Genomic DNA, 13,557 nt, shown 5'->3' on the forward strand with positions numbered 1-13,557 from the left:
GCATTTGTTATGAAAACATGGACGGAATCGATTGAAATCCATGCACCGATTGAACGCGTATGGGCTTTGTTTGACGGGTCCTTGGAGAATATGCAAAAGATGATGCCTCAAGTTGTCGAGAACAAACCCTTGAAGGTTACAGAGAACCAGATCGGCAGCGTCTATAGGCAAAAGTATCAAGAGGGCAAGCGCGTTGAAGAGTACGATGTGGAGACGTTGGAATATACGGATACACCGGAGTATAAAGTGTTAAAGGTAGGCTTCGCTCTGGCTAAGATGTTTGATATTACGGCCAAATATGAAATGACCCGTGTAAGCCCGGATGTAACCCTGTTTAAATATACAGCAACTAACAAAGCGCTGAAATGGTTTGTGCATGTGCTGCTTCTGATGGTGAGCTCGAAAGTAGTGAAGCGTTTTGTGTTACGTGTAAAAGAAATTGCGGAAAATAAAGAATAGCTAGCACAATAAACAAGCTGCCAGATTAGGCAGCTTGTTTATGCTTAGTACCCCTTATTCCTTACCCAGCACTGCTTGTCCCCATAGCTTTACCTTGCAGATCGTTCTGGATCAAATCCGCCGTCAACTGACCTGACAGGGTAACCATCGGAACGCCGCCTCCCGGATGGGTGGAGCCTCCTACAAAATAAACATTATCCAACAATTCGCTCCGGCTAGGGATTTTAAAGCCTCCGTTCATCTTGCGGTCGGTTACGACGCCATAGATGGAACCGCCGTTAGAACCGTATAAACGCCTAAGGTCGTCCGGAATAAATTGATACTCAAATTCGATGGATTCCCTCAATCCTTCCAAGCCCATTCGCTCCAGTTTCGTCAACACCTTCTCGCGATAGGTTTCCCTGAACGATTCCCAGGATTCTCCCTGCTTGAGCGGAGGAACGTGGGTTAGCACGAACAAGTTCTCCTTGCCTGCCGGTGCTTGGGAAGCGTCGGATTTACTGGAAATACCAACATATACGGTCGGATCTTCAGGAGGAATTCCTGCCGTAAAGAGGTCATGAAACTCTTGTTCCTGATTTTTGGAAAAGAAGAAATTATGATGCGCCAAATGGTCATACCTGCGATTCACACCTAACAGCAAGACCAGACCGGATACCGTCGGAGCGAATTTCTCCAGTTTAGCCGAGGTTTTGGCGGCTTGAGGATGCGTCTCCAGAATGGTTTGGTGGGCAGGAATCGCTTCCAGGTTACATACGATTAATTCCGCGGAGAGTTGTTCCCCCGATTCCAATACGACTCCAGAAGCTTGTTTCCCGTTGGAGGTGATTTCGGTGACTTTGGAGCCCGTGCGCACTTCAACGCCGAGTTCCCCGAGTAATCTCAGCATCCCTTCCGCAATATTGCGCATGCCGCCTTCCACATAATAAATTCCCAACCCTAACTGTACATAAGTCAACTGTGACAAAATGGCTGGCGCTCCATACGGAGATGAGCCAATATACATGATCATAAAGTTGAACAACTGCCGTAGATGCGGATCTTTGAGATAGCGGGAAGTCACCTGATCCATGGATCGCAGAGGGTCCATCGCCAGCAGCTCGCGCAGCGAATGAAGAGAACGGAGGTCGCCGATGCCGGACAGACTTTCTTTGTAGAAGCTGTTAGTGCATAACTCATACATCTTGTAACAATATTGCAGGTAATCAAGGAATTTACCGGCATCATCGGGGGAAAGGGCGCGAATCTGTTCCATCATGGCCGGCAAATCCGAACTTAAATCGAGTACGGTGCCGTCTTCAAAAAAGGTGCGCCATTGCGGTTCAACCCGCTTGATGGTCATATAATCTTCAAGCTTACGGCCGCAGCTTGCGAACAGCTGCTCCAGCACCCATGGCATAGTGAGAATGGATGGACCTGTATCGAATGTGAATCCTTTGCCTGAGCGGATATTCAGCTTGCCGCCTGCTCTTTCGTTCTGTTCCAATACGGTTACTTGGTGTCCGTCCCCGGCAAGCCTAATGGCGGCCGATAAACCGGCCAAACCACCTCCGACCACGATGACATTTTTACTTTGTTGCGTCTTGTTGGACATGAGGATTCCACGCTCCTTTAGTTTTCTATAGTAAACATATGTATAACTTCATCCTGTATGCGGATAGGCTAGCATGCATAGAATGCCTATGCCTATTATCTTTTATTACCACAGAAATGGTAAACTATAACTATTAATCTTTGTACTGATTGTGAACAGGGGGGGTGTTTAGTTTGTTGGACTTGTTGATTATCCTCTCCGGTTGGCTCAGCGGCCTGTTCCTGCTCTGGAGATTACCCGTACTTACGGAACATGAGTATACATCCGGCACTTATTTAGCATCGGCTGATTTTGCGGACTCTGACCACGCTGCCCACGATAAATCTGCGGATATCACCATCATTATTCCCGCGCGAAACGAGGAGCGCAACATTGGTGAATTGCTGCGCACCATCCGCGCGCAACAATGCTCTGCCGCCGAGGTGTTGGTCGTCGACGACAGTTCGACCGACCGTACCGCGGCGTTGGCTGCAGCCGCGGGCGCGCGGGTCATCCGGGCGGACGCTTTGCCGCCGGGATGGCAGGGCAAGGCGTGGGCGTGTCACACGGGAGCAGAGCAGGCGCGCAGCCGCTTGCTCCTGTTTCTGGACGCCGACACGCGCCTCGCCCCGGACGCCCTGGCGAAGCTGGCGTCCGCCTACCGCCGCCACGGCGGGATGCTCGCCGTACAGCCGTATCACACGGTGATTCGGCCGTACGAGCAGCTCTCCGCCGTGTTCAATCTCGTTGTCGCCGCTTCCATGGGCGCGGCGACGATGCTCGGCCCGAAGATGCGCCCGTCTGGCGCGTTCGGGCCTTGCGCGGTGTGCAGCCGGGACGACTACGTTCGTCTGGGCGGGCACGGGGCTGTGCGGGGCGAGGTGCTGGAGACCTTCGCCTTGGGGCGGCGCTTCCAAGCCGCGGGTCTGGGGCTCCGCCTGTTCGGCGGGCAAGGCACGGTATCGTTCCGGATGTATCCGGACGGATTGGCTGCTTTAGCCGAAGGCTGGAGCAAGAACTTCGCCGGCGGGGCCGTGAGCCTGCGGCGTGGATTGCTTGCGGCGATTGTATTGTGGATCGCCGGTCTTGCAGCGTTGTCTGTGCAGGCGGTAACTGCGGGGATTCAATTTCTGTATACGCAAACACTGGATATGCAATGGAGCTTCGGACTGGTATACCTGTTATTTGCGATAACCTTGTTCAAGCAAATGCGAAGTGTCGGTAATTTTAACGTTATCACCGCAATCTTGTTTCCCATTCCGGTAACGGGCTTTATTCTGTTATTCGCAAACTCTGTTTTCTTAACGTTCTTTAGACGGCGTGTTCGTTGGAAAGGCAGAACTCTGAACACGAATGGTAAAGTGGCTGAAACATATCCTGGAAACGAAACTACCCGTCACGAATAATTCGAAGCTGGAAGGAGGGGATGCAGTGAGGATCTGGGTGTTGCCCACCTTTTGGACCATCCTGTTGGATGTGGCGGTTTGGTATGTGATTCAGATGGGGACGGCGTATGCTTGTACCCGAATTCCTGTGGCTTATTTCGAGCGCAGCCGGCTGTTTACACGAGTTTATTCTTTTGAACAGAATGGGCTTTGGTATGAACGTTACTTACTTGTGAAGATGTGGAAAAGCAAGCTTCCTGACGGCAGCAGGTTGTTCAGGGACGGCTTCGCCAAGAAGGAAATGCGCGGTAATCATAAGGATTACTTCAGAAGATTCGTAATTGAGACCCGACGGGGTGAATTGGCCCACTTCCTTGCGATGCTGCCCGCACCTGTCTTCTTTTTGTGGAGTGACAGCGTAACCGGAATGATCATGATTTTCTATGCGATTGTCATCAATCTTCCTTGCATTGTAGCCCAACGATATAATCGGATTCGGTTTAACAGACTGGTTAAGCTCAGAATGGAAAAATAATGTACTTCCTCTTCTTACCTTCCGCATCCCACAGGCTTGTGATACAATCGGTAGCGCGGCGGACATCTTTATGTTCTTCAAAACAACTAAGGAGAGGTTGCTACACCATGAGAAGACAGATTTGGGTTATGATGATTGCGATGTTAGGATTTACGAGCATTCCCCTTACGACTACGGTCGAAGCGGCGGCACCCGCAACATTGACTTACGGAAGCACGGCGAATGATGTGCCGGATTTACAGTACAGATTAAAGTCATTAGGCATCTTTAAAGAACGAGTTACAGGTTATTACGGTACGGTAACCACGAAGGCCGTAGAGACGTTTCAGGCCAAATCCGGTTTACGTGTTGACGGAATCGCGGGTCCCGGAACATGGTCGGTATTGAAGAAGAAATCCGTGAACAAATACGAAATGGATCAACTGGCGAAGATTATTCACTCTGAAGCTCGCGGTGAACCCCATAAAGGTCAAGTCGCGGTTGGCGCGGTTGTGATGAACCGTCTGGCATCGCCTTTGTTTCCCAAGAGCGTATCCGGTGTTATTTTTCAGCCCTGGGCTTTTACAGCCGTGCATGACGGGCAATATAAGCTGATTCCTGATAACGATGCCTATCTGGCCGCAATGGATGCGGTACGCGGGTGGGATCCCACATACAACGCGTTGTATTATTTTAATCCGGAAACCGCGACATCCAAGTGGATCTGGAGTCGAAAACAAACTGTGAAAATCGGTCGACATATATTTGCCGTTTAGAAGAAGAGCGCTGTGCGCTCTTTTTTTGAACAAAATCAACGATAGAATAGGACTATACTACGGTTTTCCGAAGAATGGAGAGTCCACGATGTTGTCTAAACCACGTCTGCTTGGCATAGATTTTGCCCGTTTCGTTGCTATATTAGGAATGATTTTAGTGCACGCCGCCACGGATTTGGTCATGCTTCCGCAGGAGAGAGCTCTTGATGCGGAGGTGCCTTGGCCTAAAGATCCGGCTTGGGCTTACTGGATACAGGTGATTTTTGCAAACAGAGCAAGACCTTTGTTTATCATGCTCGCCGGTGTCGGGATTTCTTTGCTGGTCTCACGGAAGAGCATAGGCGGGCTTGTGTTAGTGAAGAGAGCAGCCTATTTATTGGTATTGGGCGTACTGCTTCTTGTAGCCGGCTGGAGTGACATGGTTTTATGTATTTACGGGATTATGTTCTTATTCGCTGTCGTGTTGGTAAGACTACCGACCGTTGTGCTGGTCATATTAACATGCGTCTTGTTGGCGTCTCCGTTACCCTATGCCGAAGCGACAGAACATGATGCTAAAACGATCTTCTCCATATTCATTGTTATTTCACAGATCGGTTACTTTGTAATAGGCATGGTTATAGGTCGAATGAATTTGAACGTTAAAAGTGCCATTAGTAAAGTAGCGGTCATCGGAGCTGGATTGACTTTACCGGGATGGATCTATCTGTGGTGGGTTAACGGCAGTATTCAGGTGATTGAGCTTAAAGGGATTTGGGATTGGATTGCAGCTAATGTAAGTACGGTGGGATGGTGCTTTCTGGTACTGTCAGGTTGTCTCTCAGTCGGCAGATCCACGGGACGTATTTCCCAATGGCTCGCTCCCTTTAACGTGGCCGGCGGAATGCCGCTAACCATTTATGTCATTCATGCTTTGTTATACACATGGTTGTCGCACCAATATCAATTCCATTTTGGCCAGGCCATGTTGATATCATTGGCATACATCATTTTTGCTTTAATAGCAACGAACTTATGGGCTGCGAAAGGATATAAAGGTCCATTGGAAATGTTAATGCGTGTCGTTTCTGGATCTTCACCAAGTAAACCTAAGCAGATCTAGTTGATTAAGTTATGTCGAACAACAAAAAAAACCTGCACACACAGGTTTTTTTGTTTCTCTTATTTCATTAATTTATGTTGCAACAGGGATGAAAGCTCTTCAGGGGATGACCAAACGATCGGGCGCATACCCGAAACTTCTCTCTGCAGCTCAGGTACGGCATCCTGATGAATAGTCCAGATGATCGGCATCTGCTTTCCTTTGGTATAACCTGAAGCGAAATAAACCAAGTCCGAGTCAGGGTTTAGATCGGCTATAACCAATTCACTGCGGTCTATGGCGCGCATGACCTCTTCCAAGGCGTCCCCGGAAGGGGTAAATTCCGGATATTGAGCTAAGTATCCACACTGCTCGACAGCAGGAATGATGGATGAGGACCATAAATGTTGGGTTTCCTTATCGGATGTGACCAGAACACAGCAATGCTTCAGATTTTCGCTTTGAAGACTCGCTAAGGCGGCTCTCCAACCTTTTTCCGTCAACTTTATGGTAGGCCCTACCCGATCCAGCAACATATCAGTCTTAAGCATCTCTAGTATATAGACAAACTCCTGCATATTTGGAGAGTAAGTCAGGTTAAAGCTATGCGTCAACTGATGAAGGATGACCGGTTCATTCGGACCGTTTGCATGCCTGTGCAGAAATTGGAGCAGTTTCTCTCCTTTTGTTTCTAAGGTTAGGGGCACCATAGGTGATTTAACGATGTGATCCAAATCATCGACCGTGATGCGTACAGGATGTCCTGTATCGGTGTGTTCCCGGATATAGCCGGAGAGCAGCGGAAACAGCTCGCGTTTACGGCTATGTATTAACGTATTGAAAGGCTCATAACAGGCAGCTCCCATTTCATAAGCGGCATCCGGGGCACAGTAACAATCCCGAAACACGTAGTGATCTTCCGCAACCTTCGCATATACAATTTTTTCGCAAAATAAACAACGTTTTTGTTCAATAGACAATTCGTATCCATCCTTTCCAAGTGTTGTGAATCTTCTACTTTAGAAGAGGTTTATGTACTAAACTAACATAACTGTCTGAAGGGCACAATGGAATGTAAATGATTGGCATGATCTGAAATCGTTCAATCAATTCCATGTTTTTGGGTTAAAGAAGGATACATAAACTTGAATACTAAGGAGGACAAGCCCATGAAATGGTCCGTCAATTCTTGGACGTTTGAACGTCATTTAGGTCCCTTAAAGCTGGTGGAATGGAATGAAGAAAAGAAGGAGATTGTCTCTCAGCCGGAGGATCAACCCGCCCATATCCAATGGAATGAATGGCCGGCGAGTCTTGCGGAAAAAGGGTATCATGCCGTCGAGCTTTCCTACGCCCATATCCCGTCCACGACCGATGAAGCTTTACTGCAAATTCGTAAGGCTTATGAGGAGGCGGGTATTGAGATGGCTTCCATTCTATTGGACTATGGCGACATCTCTCACACCGATGTTGAGCGAAGAGAGGCTGATATTCGTTGGATACGCTCGTGGATCGATTATGCCTCCAAGTTGGGAGCATTACGAGTTCGAGTCATCGGCGGGGAATCCGCACAGGAGGATCAGGAAGCGCTGCAAAGAGCATCCGAAGCGATGCGTTCCTTAATTAGCTACGGATTAAATAAAGGCGTACAAGTAGTGACGGAAAATAACGGTGAACTGCTATCTACAGCCGATTATTGCCTAGCATTAATCAATACGTGTGAAGACCAATTAGGATTTACAGCGGATTACGGTAATTTTAAGAAGAACCATTTAGACCAACTGGAACAAGTACTTCCTATAGCTGACACGGTACATGCCAAGATGAAGCTGCATCCGAACGGAGAGATGGATACAGAGGATTTCAGTCAGTGTCTGAGGCTCACCAAAGGGGCAGACTTTGACGGAGTGTTATCTCTGACCTATCTGGGTGATGCGGATCCTTGGACGTCGCTTGCCAAGCTTCGAGCCATAGCGGTGAACGAGTTGCGGACACCTCTCGGAATCCGTCTGACGAGAGGTTCCGATTTGAAGTCATGGAGTGGCATGTAGTACACTGTAACCGTGATATATAAACGTATGCATACATCTTTTATGGGAGTTGAGATCCGCATGGCCACTTTACCTTTACAACAACGGGGACTGGATACAAGTCGATTGATTCTGGGCTGTATGGGTCTGGGAGGGGATTGGAATAGGCAATCTCCAATTACCGAGGAGCACGTTAAACAAGCTCATGAAGCTGTGGAAGCCGCGCTTTCCATTGGGATTAATTTTTTTGATCACGCGGATATTTACACAGCCGGCAAAGCGGAGAAAGTGTTCGGACAAGTATTAAAGGAACGCCCGGAGCTTAGGGAAAAGATGATTATTCAGTCCAAATGCGGTATTCGTTTTGCGGAAGAAGAGAGCGGACTCCCGGGTCGGTTTGACTTCTCCGAACAGCATATCCGCAACAGCGTTGACGGCATCTTATCTCGTTTAGGCGTTGATTATTTGGATATTCTGTTGTTGCACAGACCGGATCCTTTAGTCGAACCGGAAGAAGTGGCCAGTGTATTTAATTACTTGAAAACTTCCGGTAAAGTTAAGCATTTCGGGGTCTCCAATATGAGCGCTGCGCAAATTCAATTGCTACAGCACTACATCAAGGAACCGATTGTGGTAAATCAATTGGAAATGAGCTTGGCTAAAGTTGGTTTTTTAAACGCAGGCGTTCATTTAAACCAAGAGGCTGCCGCGGGTGACATCTTTCCAGAAGGCACCTTGGAATATTGCCGCTTAGAGAATATCCAGATTCAGGCTTGGGGCCCGTTAGCACAAGGCGTCTTTTCCGGCAAACCTTTGGTGGATCAACCGAAATCCATTCATGATACGGCTGAATTGGTTGGACGCATGGCGGCTGATAAAGGCGTAACCCGAGAAGCGATTGTACTTGCTTGGCTCATGAAGCATCCCGCCCAAATCCAGCCTGTTATCGGGACTGTGAATCCGGAACGGATTCGTGCTTGTGCCGATGCAGAGCGGGTACAGTTGTCCCGCGATGAATGGTACACATTATATGTAAGTTCAAGGGGAGTACGTTTACCTTAATGATTAAATGAACAAGCCGACCGCAACGTTTGCGGTGGGTTTGTTTTGTTAGGAAGGAAGGTTGAAATCATGGCTGAGAAGAATCAGCACATATTGAGCAACGCGAGGGAATGGGTCATCGCTAAATTGGGTGAAGACAGCTCCGGGCATGATGCATGGCATACGTTTCGGGTAGCCAATACAGCTTTAAGAATTGCTCTCGAAGAGGGCGCGGATTCATATATTTGTGAATTAGCGGCACTGTTGCATGATATGGCCGATGAGAAATTGGTTCCTGATGTGGCCGAGGCGGAAGCCGAGATGATCCGCTGGATGCATAACGAAGGTGTGGATTCGGATGCGGTAGATCATGTGATGGAAATCATACGAACCATGTCCTTTAAAGGAGGAAACCGCCCCGCGGTGCGTACTCTAGAAGGCAGAGTAGTGCAGGACGCGGATCGGTTGGATGCGATCGGCGCAATTGGGATTGCCCGAGTGTTTGCTTATACCGGCTGGAAAGGGAGTCCTTTACATGATCCTAATCTCACCCCGCGCGATGAAATGACACCCGAAGAGTACCGTAACGGAAAAGATACGGCCATTAATCATTTTTATGAGAAACTTTTACGCCTGAAAGCACTAATGAATACAAATTACGGATTGCAATTGGCCGGTGAACGACATGCTTTTATGGAACAGTATTTGGAGCAATTTTATGAAGAGTGGGAAGGGAAGAGGTAATATTCATTTCGGGGGTGGCACGACTGGACCGGTTGGATGAAGAGCAATTTACATACAGAATAACGAAAGATCAGAAAGTCATCATTTCTTTCCATGGTAAACAGGTCACGATCCTAACAGGTAAAGAAAGTAACAAGTTTATGTCGAGAATCGGAAGTGCTGACTTTAGGGAAGCTCAACTGATGATGGCCAAAGCTACTGGCAACTTTAAGCGTGGAAACGAATAATAACATAATCGGAAACCGGGTGCATTGGCATTCGGTTTTTTTTGTGACTGTTCGTTGTCAACTGCATATTAGAAGGTTACAGGGCATACGTTTAATATGTCAGAATCTACGTATTGAGGGTGTATACCTGTGCCCAAGCTCACATTATCCATGATCGTCAGGAATGAACAAGACCGTTACCTAGGTAAAGTACTCGAGAAGCATCGAGCCTATATTGATGAAGCGATCATCATAGATGACGCAAGTACCGATGAAACGGTGCAGCTATGTATGGAAAAGCTTGCGGGAATTCCATTGACTATAATTCGCAATGATACCTCCTGTTTTCACAATGAAGTTCAACTAAGAATGCAGCAATGGGCCGCTACGGTAAACAGTCGACCGGAATGGATTCTGAATATGGATGCTGATGAAACCTTTGAGGATTCTTTTAGGGATGAAGTTTCCATGCTTATGGAAAATCACCAGCCCCAAGTGTATTATTTCCGACTTTATGATATGTGGAATGATTGTTCCTATCGCGAAGATGCCTATTGGCAGGCGCATCGAACGTATCGCCCTTTTTTGCATAAATATCAGACGGATTATTCTTATTATTGGAAAAAAACCCCTCAACATTGTGGACGATTTCCTACCAATGTGGGAGAACAGCCTTACCTGTGTTCCAAACTTCGGGTGCAGCATTGGGGATGGTCACGGCTTACAGATCGTCAATTGAAATATAAAAGGTACATGGAACTGGATCCGGACGGCCGTTATGGCTGGCTAGAGCAGTACGAATCCATTCTGGACCCAAATCCTTCATTAATGAAATGGTCAGATTCTATTTAATCATGACTCGACCCATGCATGTCCTCAGGAGGGGAGATTTCATGTCACAATCCTTATTCCCGAACGTTATCCCTAATCTGCTTGAGAGCAAAGGGCAGGCTGTAAACCTTCTGATTGGCGCGATAGCCAAGGGAGAGATGGCTACCGCTAATTTAATGAACGCCGAAGCCGAAAAGATCTTATATTTCTTGGAACATAAGGACTTTGACGGTCATTGCGGAGGTACATTACAACTTTCTCATACCACACTTCATTTTCTGGACAGCATGATTATGAAACAATGGCTTGCCCTTCGTCAGCTTGACCGTATTTTACAGCTTACGGAGTGCGGCAGATATGCCTATGGAGATGAATGCGGAGATGAAGAATAGCGGGTTAGACGAACCGGGTTCCGACGATGCCATTAACGATATTCTGGGTGCTGTTGCTTCTCAGGAGAAAGCGATAGCTCTGTTTATACGCGCAGAAGCGGAGAAACTGAATCTGTTCATCGGGGACAAGGGTACTTTTCCCGCATCACCATCTCATGAAGAAATGATTGAACTTCAACGTCATGTAGCGCTTATTCTGGATGGACTGCTCCAGCAACAACGGCTTCTTGTGCGAACACTGGAGATCTGCGAACGGTTGGCTAAACATCACGGGGGTCCGTTATGAACTCTGGATCATCACGTAATAATATTGCTTTGCAAGCTGCTGTGGTAGAGGTTTTACACAGTCTGGCGCTTATGCAAGACACTTGTGCTTCCATGTCGTCTTCAATCCAACTCTCCGTAGAACAATTAAGGCAGATTACAAAACATCTGTACAGCCAGGTGAACGTCTCGGGTTATCAGGAGAAATATGCCTATCTCAACCAACAAGGTCATGGGAGCAAGCCATTGATTCTCATTAAGGCCAAAAGAGCGCGCTGGATCCGTCCTCTGCAGAAGGAGGAGCATGATAATGACAATCGTCGATGATCAAGATGATTTGCATAGAATTAAAGGTAAACGCATTCTAATCGGAAGCGCAGTCCGACAAACGCCGGAAATCCTGGGCTTCTTTCTGGATTCTTTGGCTATGCTTGAATGTAAGGATTGGGTGTTGAGCTATTATTTTGTAGATAACAACGATGCTGAGAAATCACGTCTAATGCTTGAACAATTCGCGACTAAACACAATCGGGTAACATGTTCGAGAAATGAAAGCACGGAACCTTACCTGCGTAATGAAAAATCACATTATTGGACACACACCCTTGTTTGGAAAGTCGCTGAAATGAAGAATCAAATTCTGGAAGCGGCGAGGCAAGGGGGTTACGATTATTTATTTCTTGTTGATTCGGATCTTGTGCTTCATCCCTATACTTTGCAAAAATTGATTTCAGGGAATCGTGACATTATAGCTAATATATTCTGGACCCAGTGGTCCCCGGAAAGTCCGGAACTGCCGCAAGTATGGCTGGAGGACGATTACCGGATGTTTCATAGTAAGCCTCTATTTCATGAAAGTTCTTCAGAAGATATGGAGGTCCAAACCTTTCTTCAACAACTTCGGGAACCTGGTATCTATGAAGTGGGCGGTCTTGGCGCATGCACTCTTTTGAGCAAAAACGTTCTGGACTCTGTCATTACCTTTACTAAATTACCGAATGTTTCCTTCTGGGGAGAGGACCGGCACTTCTGCATACGAGCGGCTGCTTTGGGATTTAAGTTATATGTCGACAGCACTTATCCGGCTTATCATCTCTATCGTGAACAGGATTTAGACGGTGTTGAGGACTATGTTGCATGTTGTAAATCGGAGGCAGGGCGAGACGGGATAACGGTTAGTCTATGTATGATTGTGAAAAATGAAGAGAATATCCTCCCGCGATGCCTGGAATCGGTCTGTGATGTAGTCGACGAACTCATTATTGTGGATACCGGTTCGACAGACCAAACGGTTGAGGTGGCTAAACGATATGGTGCTCGAGTGTTTGAGTTTGAATGGATTGATGATTTTGCAGCGGCCCGGAATTACGCATTTCAGCAAGCTACACAAGAATATATTCTTTGGCTGGATGCGGATGATTATTTGAAGGAAAAGGACCGGGGTCTATTTCGCAAGTTGACAAATACACTCTCCAGAGATGTTGACAGTGTCCTGATGCATACGCATCTGGCATTCGATCAACAGGGGAATGTGACGCACAGTCTGTGTCGCAATCGATTGGTTAAGCGGAACAAAGGCTTCCGGTGGGAAGGATTTGTGCATGAATGTCTGATGGTGTCGGGACAGACGCTCCAAAGTGACATTGCCGTCACCCATCAGAAAGATAAATCGTATACGGATCGGAATCTACGGTTATACCGCTCACATTTAGCTAAAGGCGCGGAGCTTTCCCCAAGGGATATGTACTACTTTGCTAATGAGTTGAAGGATCATGGATATTGGGATGAAGCTGCGGAGTGGTATGAGCGGTTCCTGCTGGACGGTAGAGGATGGCTGGAAGACGTCATTGGCGCTTGTATTAAACAGGCGAATTGTTATGGTCAACAGGGTAATCGTTATATGCAAAAGAAGGCTTTGCTCCGTTCCTTTGAACATGGTCACCCCCGACCGGATGCTTGTTGTGCTCTGGGCGCTGTATTTATGGAACAGGAGGATTATGTTTCGGCGGTGACTTGGTTTAAAACCGCGCTAACCTGTAATACGGAGTCGATTCTTGGGTTGGTGGATCACGCATCGTACACCTGGCTTCCTTACCTGCAATTATGTGTGTGCTATGACCGGATGGGTGACCGTGTTTCGGCTTATTCGCACCATCTGCAAGCTTGTTCTTTTCAGCCGGAACATCCGAGTATGGTATTTAACCAGAAGTATTTTGCGGAGTTAGGGTATGAGAAAAAGCCGAATGAGTGTTCTTAACTGC

At 47.4% G+C, this 13,557-nt stretch carries 16 protein-coding genes; 14 read left to right on the forward strand and 2 right to left on the reverse strand.

Going from position 1 to position 13,557, the window contains the following annotated elements; all coding sequences use genetic code 11:
• Positions 1-9 precede the first annotated feature (9 nt).
• On the forward strand, positions 10-459 hold the full coding sequence (locus SY83_RS16555; RefSeq protein ID WP_068608524.1) for an SRPBCC family protein: 450 nt from the start codon (positions 10-12) through the stop codon (positions 457-459).
• A gap of 61 nt (positions 460-520) precedes the next feature.
• Here the strand turns inward: SY83_RS16555 and SY83_RS16560 are convergent, their stop codons facing one another.
• Positions 521-2,053 (reverse strand): phytoene desaturase family protein, encoded by a 1,533-nt coding sequence (locus tag SY83_RS16560; RefSeq protein WP_068608526.1) that lies wholly within the window; start codon positions 2,051-2,053, stop codon positions 521-523.
• A 173-nt stretch (positions 2,054-2,226) separates the two neighbouring features.
• On the opposite strand from SY83_RS16560, the gene SY83_RS16565 reads away from it, so the two are divergent.
• From SY83_RS16565 to SY83_RS16580, 4 genes are all read left to right on the forward strand, one after another.
• Entirely contained in the window at positions 2,227-3,438 is a 1,212-nt protein-coding gene (locus SY83_RS16565) for a glycosyltransferase family 2 protein (RefSeq protein WP_197479877.1), read from the forward strand.
• A gap of 25 nt (positions 3,439-3,463) precedes the next feature.
• Positions 3,464-3,952, forward strand: coding sequence for a glycosyl-4,4'-diaponeurosporenoate acyltransferase CrtO family protein (locus tag SY83_RS16570; protein ID WP_082882581.1), 489 nt, complete (start codon positions 3,464-3,466; stop codon positions 3,950-3,952).
• Positions 3,953-4,059: 107 nt separating this feature from the next.
• Positions 4,060-4,707: a cell wall hydrolase gene (locus SY83_RS16575; RefSeq protein ID WP_068608528.1), complete on the forward strand. Its 648-nt coding sequence runs from the start codon at positions 4,060-4,062 to the stop codon at positions 4,705-4,707.
• Positions 4,708-4,795: 88 nt separating this feature from the next.
• Positions 4,796-5,809: an acyltransferase family protein gene (locus SY83_RS16580; protein ID WP_068608530.1), complete on the forward strand. Its 1,014-nt coding sequence runs from the start codon at positions 4,796-4,798 to the stop codon at positions 5,807-5,809.
• Positions 5,810-5,868: 59 nt separating this feature from the next.
• Here SY83_RS16580 and SY83_RS16585 read toward each other — a convergent pair whose 3' ends face one another.
• Positions 5,869-6,768, reverse strand: a complete 900-nt coding sequence (locus tag SY83_RS16585; protein ID WP_082882582.1) for a hypothetical protein — start codon at positions 6,766-6,768, stop codon at positions 5,869-5,871.
• 189 nt (positions 6,769-6,957) lie between these two features.
• Here SY83_RS16585 and SY83_RS16590 point away from each other — a divergent pair, with 189 nt between their 5' ends.
• The 9 genes from SY83_RS16590 (at position 6,958) to SY83_RS16630 (ending at position 13,553) form a co-directional block, all read left to right on the forward strand.
• Positions 6,958-7,839, forward strand: coding sequence for a sugar phosphate isomerase/epimerase family protein (locus SY83_RS16590; protein WP_068608531.1), 882 nt, complete (start codon positions 6,958-6,960; stop codon positions 7,837-7,839).
• Between the two features lie 60 nt (positions 7,840-7,899).
• Positions 7,900-8,880 (forward strand): aldo/keto reductase, encoded by a 981-nt coding sequence (locus SY83_RS16595; RefSeq protein WP_068608533.1) that lies wholly within the window; start codon positions 7,900-7,902, stop codon positions 8,878-8,880.
• A gap of 69 nt (positions 8,881-8,949) precedes the next feature.
• Positions 8,950-9,603 (forward strand): HD domain-containing protein, encoded by a 654-nt coding sequence (locus tag SY83_RS16600; protein WP_068608535.1) that lies wholly within the window; start codon positions 8,950-8,952, stop codon positions 9,601-9,603.
• Positions 9,604-9,608: 5 nt separating this feature from the next.
• The gene (locus tag SY83_RS16605; protein ID WP_068611156.1) at positions 9,609-9,830 is read left to right on the forward strand and encodes a hypothetical protein; all 222 of its coding nucleotides are present in this window, start codon (positions 9,609-9,611) and stop codon (positions 9,828-9,830) included.
• A 129-nt stretch (positions 9,831-9,959) separates the two neighbouring features.
• Positions 9,960-10,661, forward strand: a complete 702-nt coding sequence (locus SY83_RS16610) for a glycosyltransferase family 2 protein (protein ID WP_231891280.1) — start codon at positions 9,960-9,962, stop codon at positions 10,659-10,661.
• A 41-nt stretch (positions 10,662-10,702) separates the two neighbouring features.
• Positions 10,703-11,032: an alpha-helical endospore appendage domain-containing protein gene (locus SY83_RS16615; protein WP_068608537.1), complete on the forward strand. Its 330-nt coding sequence runs from the start codon at positions 10,703-10,705 to the stop codon at positions 11,030-11,032.
• Positions 10,998-11,318: an alpha-helical endospore appendage domain-containing protein gene (locus SY83_RS16620; RefSeq protein ID WP_157279876.1), complete on the forward strand. Its 321-nt coding sequence runs from the start codon at positions 10,998-11,000 to the stop codon at positions 11,316-11,318. Before SY83_RS16615 ends, SY83_RS16620 begins: the two co-directional genes overlap by 35 nt.
• The gene (locus SY83_RS16625; protein WP_068608540.1) at positions 11,315-11,623 is read left to right on the forward strand and encodes a hypothetical protein; all 309 of its coding nucleotides are present in this window, start codon (positions 11,315-11,317) and stop codon (positions 11,621-11,623) included. The genes SY83_RS16620 and SY83_RS16625 overlap by 4 nt, the downstream gene beginning before the upstream one ends.
• Entirely contained in the window at positions 11,607-13,553 is a 1,947-nt protein-coding gene (locus tag SY83_RS16630; RefSeq protein ID WP_068608542.1) for a glycosyltransferase, read from the forward strand. The genes SY83_RS16625 and SY83_RS16630 overlap by 17 nt, the downstream gene beginning before the upstream one ends.
• Positions 13,554-13,557 lie beyond the last annotated feature (4 nt).

Source organism: Paenibacillus swuensis, assembly GCF_001644605.1.
Classification (GTDB): domain Bacteria; phylum Bacillota; class Bacilli; order Paenibacillales; family DY6; genus Paenibacillus_N; species Paenibacillus_N swuensis.

Coding starts and splice junctions, on each gene's coding strand:
- SY83_RS16625 (WP_068608540.1), top strand. CDS start 11,315: ATGAACTCTGGATCATCACGTAATAATATTGCTTTGCAAGCTGCTGTG.
- SY83_RS16600 (WP_068608535.1), top strand. CDS start 8,950: ATGGCTGAGAAGAATCAGCACATATTGAGCAACGCGAGGGAATGGGTC.
- SY83_RS16575 (WP_068608528.1), top strand. CDS start 4,060: ATGAGAAGACAGATTTGGGTTATGATGATTGCGATGTTAGGATTTACG.
- SY83_RS16630 (WP_068608542.1), top strand. CDS start 11,607: ATGACAATCGTCGATGATCAAGATGATTTGCATAGAATTAAAGGTAAA.
- SY83_RS16590 (WP_068608531.1), top strand. CDS start 6,958: ATGAAATGGTCCGTCAATTCTTGGACGTTTGAACGTCATTTAGGTCCC.
- SY83_RS16595 (WP_068608533.1), top strand. CDS start 7,900: ATGGCCACTTTACCTTTACAACAACGGGGACTGGATACAAGTCGATTG.
- SY83_RS16620 (WP_157279876.1), top strand. CDS start 10,998: ATGCCTATGGAGATGAATGCGGAGATGAAGAATAGCGGGTTAGACGAA.
- SY83_RS16555 (WP_068608524.1), top strand. CDS start 10: ATGAAAACATGGACGGAATCGATTGAAATCCATGCACCGATTGAACGC.
- SY83_RS16560 (WP_068608526.1), bottom strand. CDS start 2,053: ATGTCCAACAAGACGCAACAAAGTAAAAATGTCATCGTGGTCGGAGGT.
- SY83_RS16580 (WP_068608530.1), top strand. CDS start 4,796: ATGTTGTCTAAACCACGTCTGCTTGGCATAGATTTTGCCCGTTTCGTT.
- SY83_RS16615 (WP_068608537.1), top strand. CDS start 10,703: ATGTCACAATCCTTATTCCCGAACGTTATCCCTAATCTGCTTGAGAGC.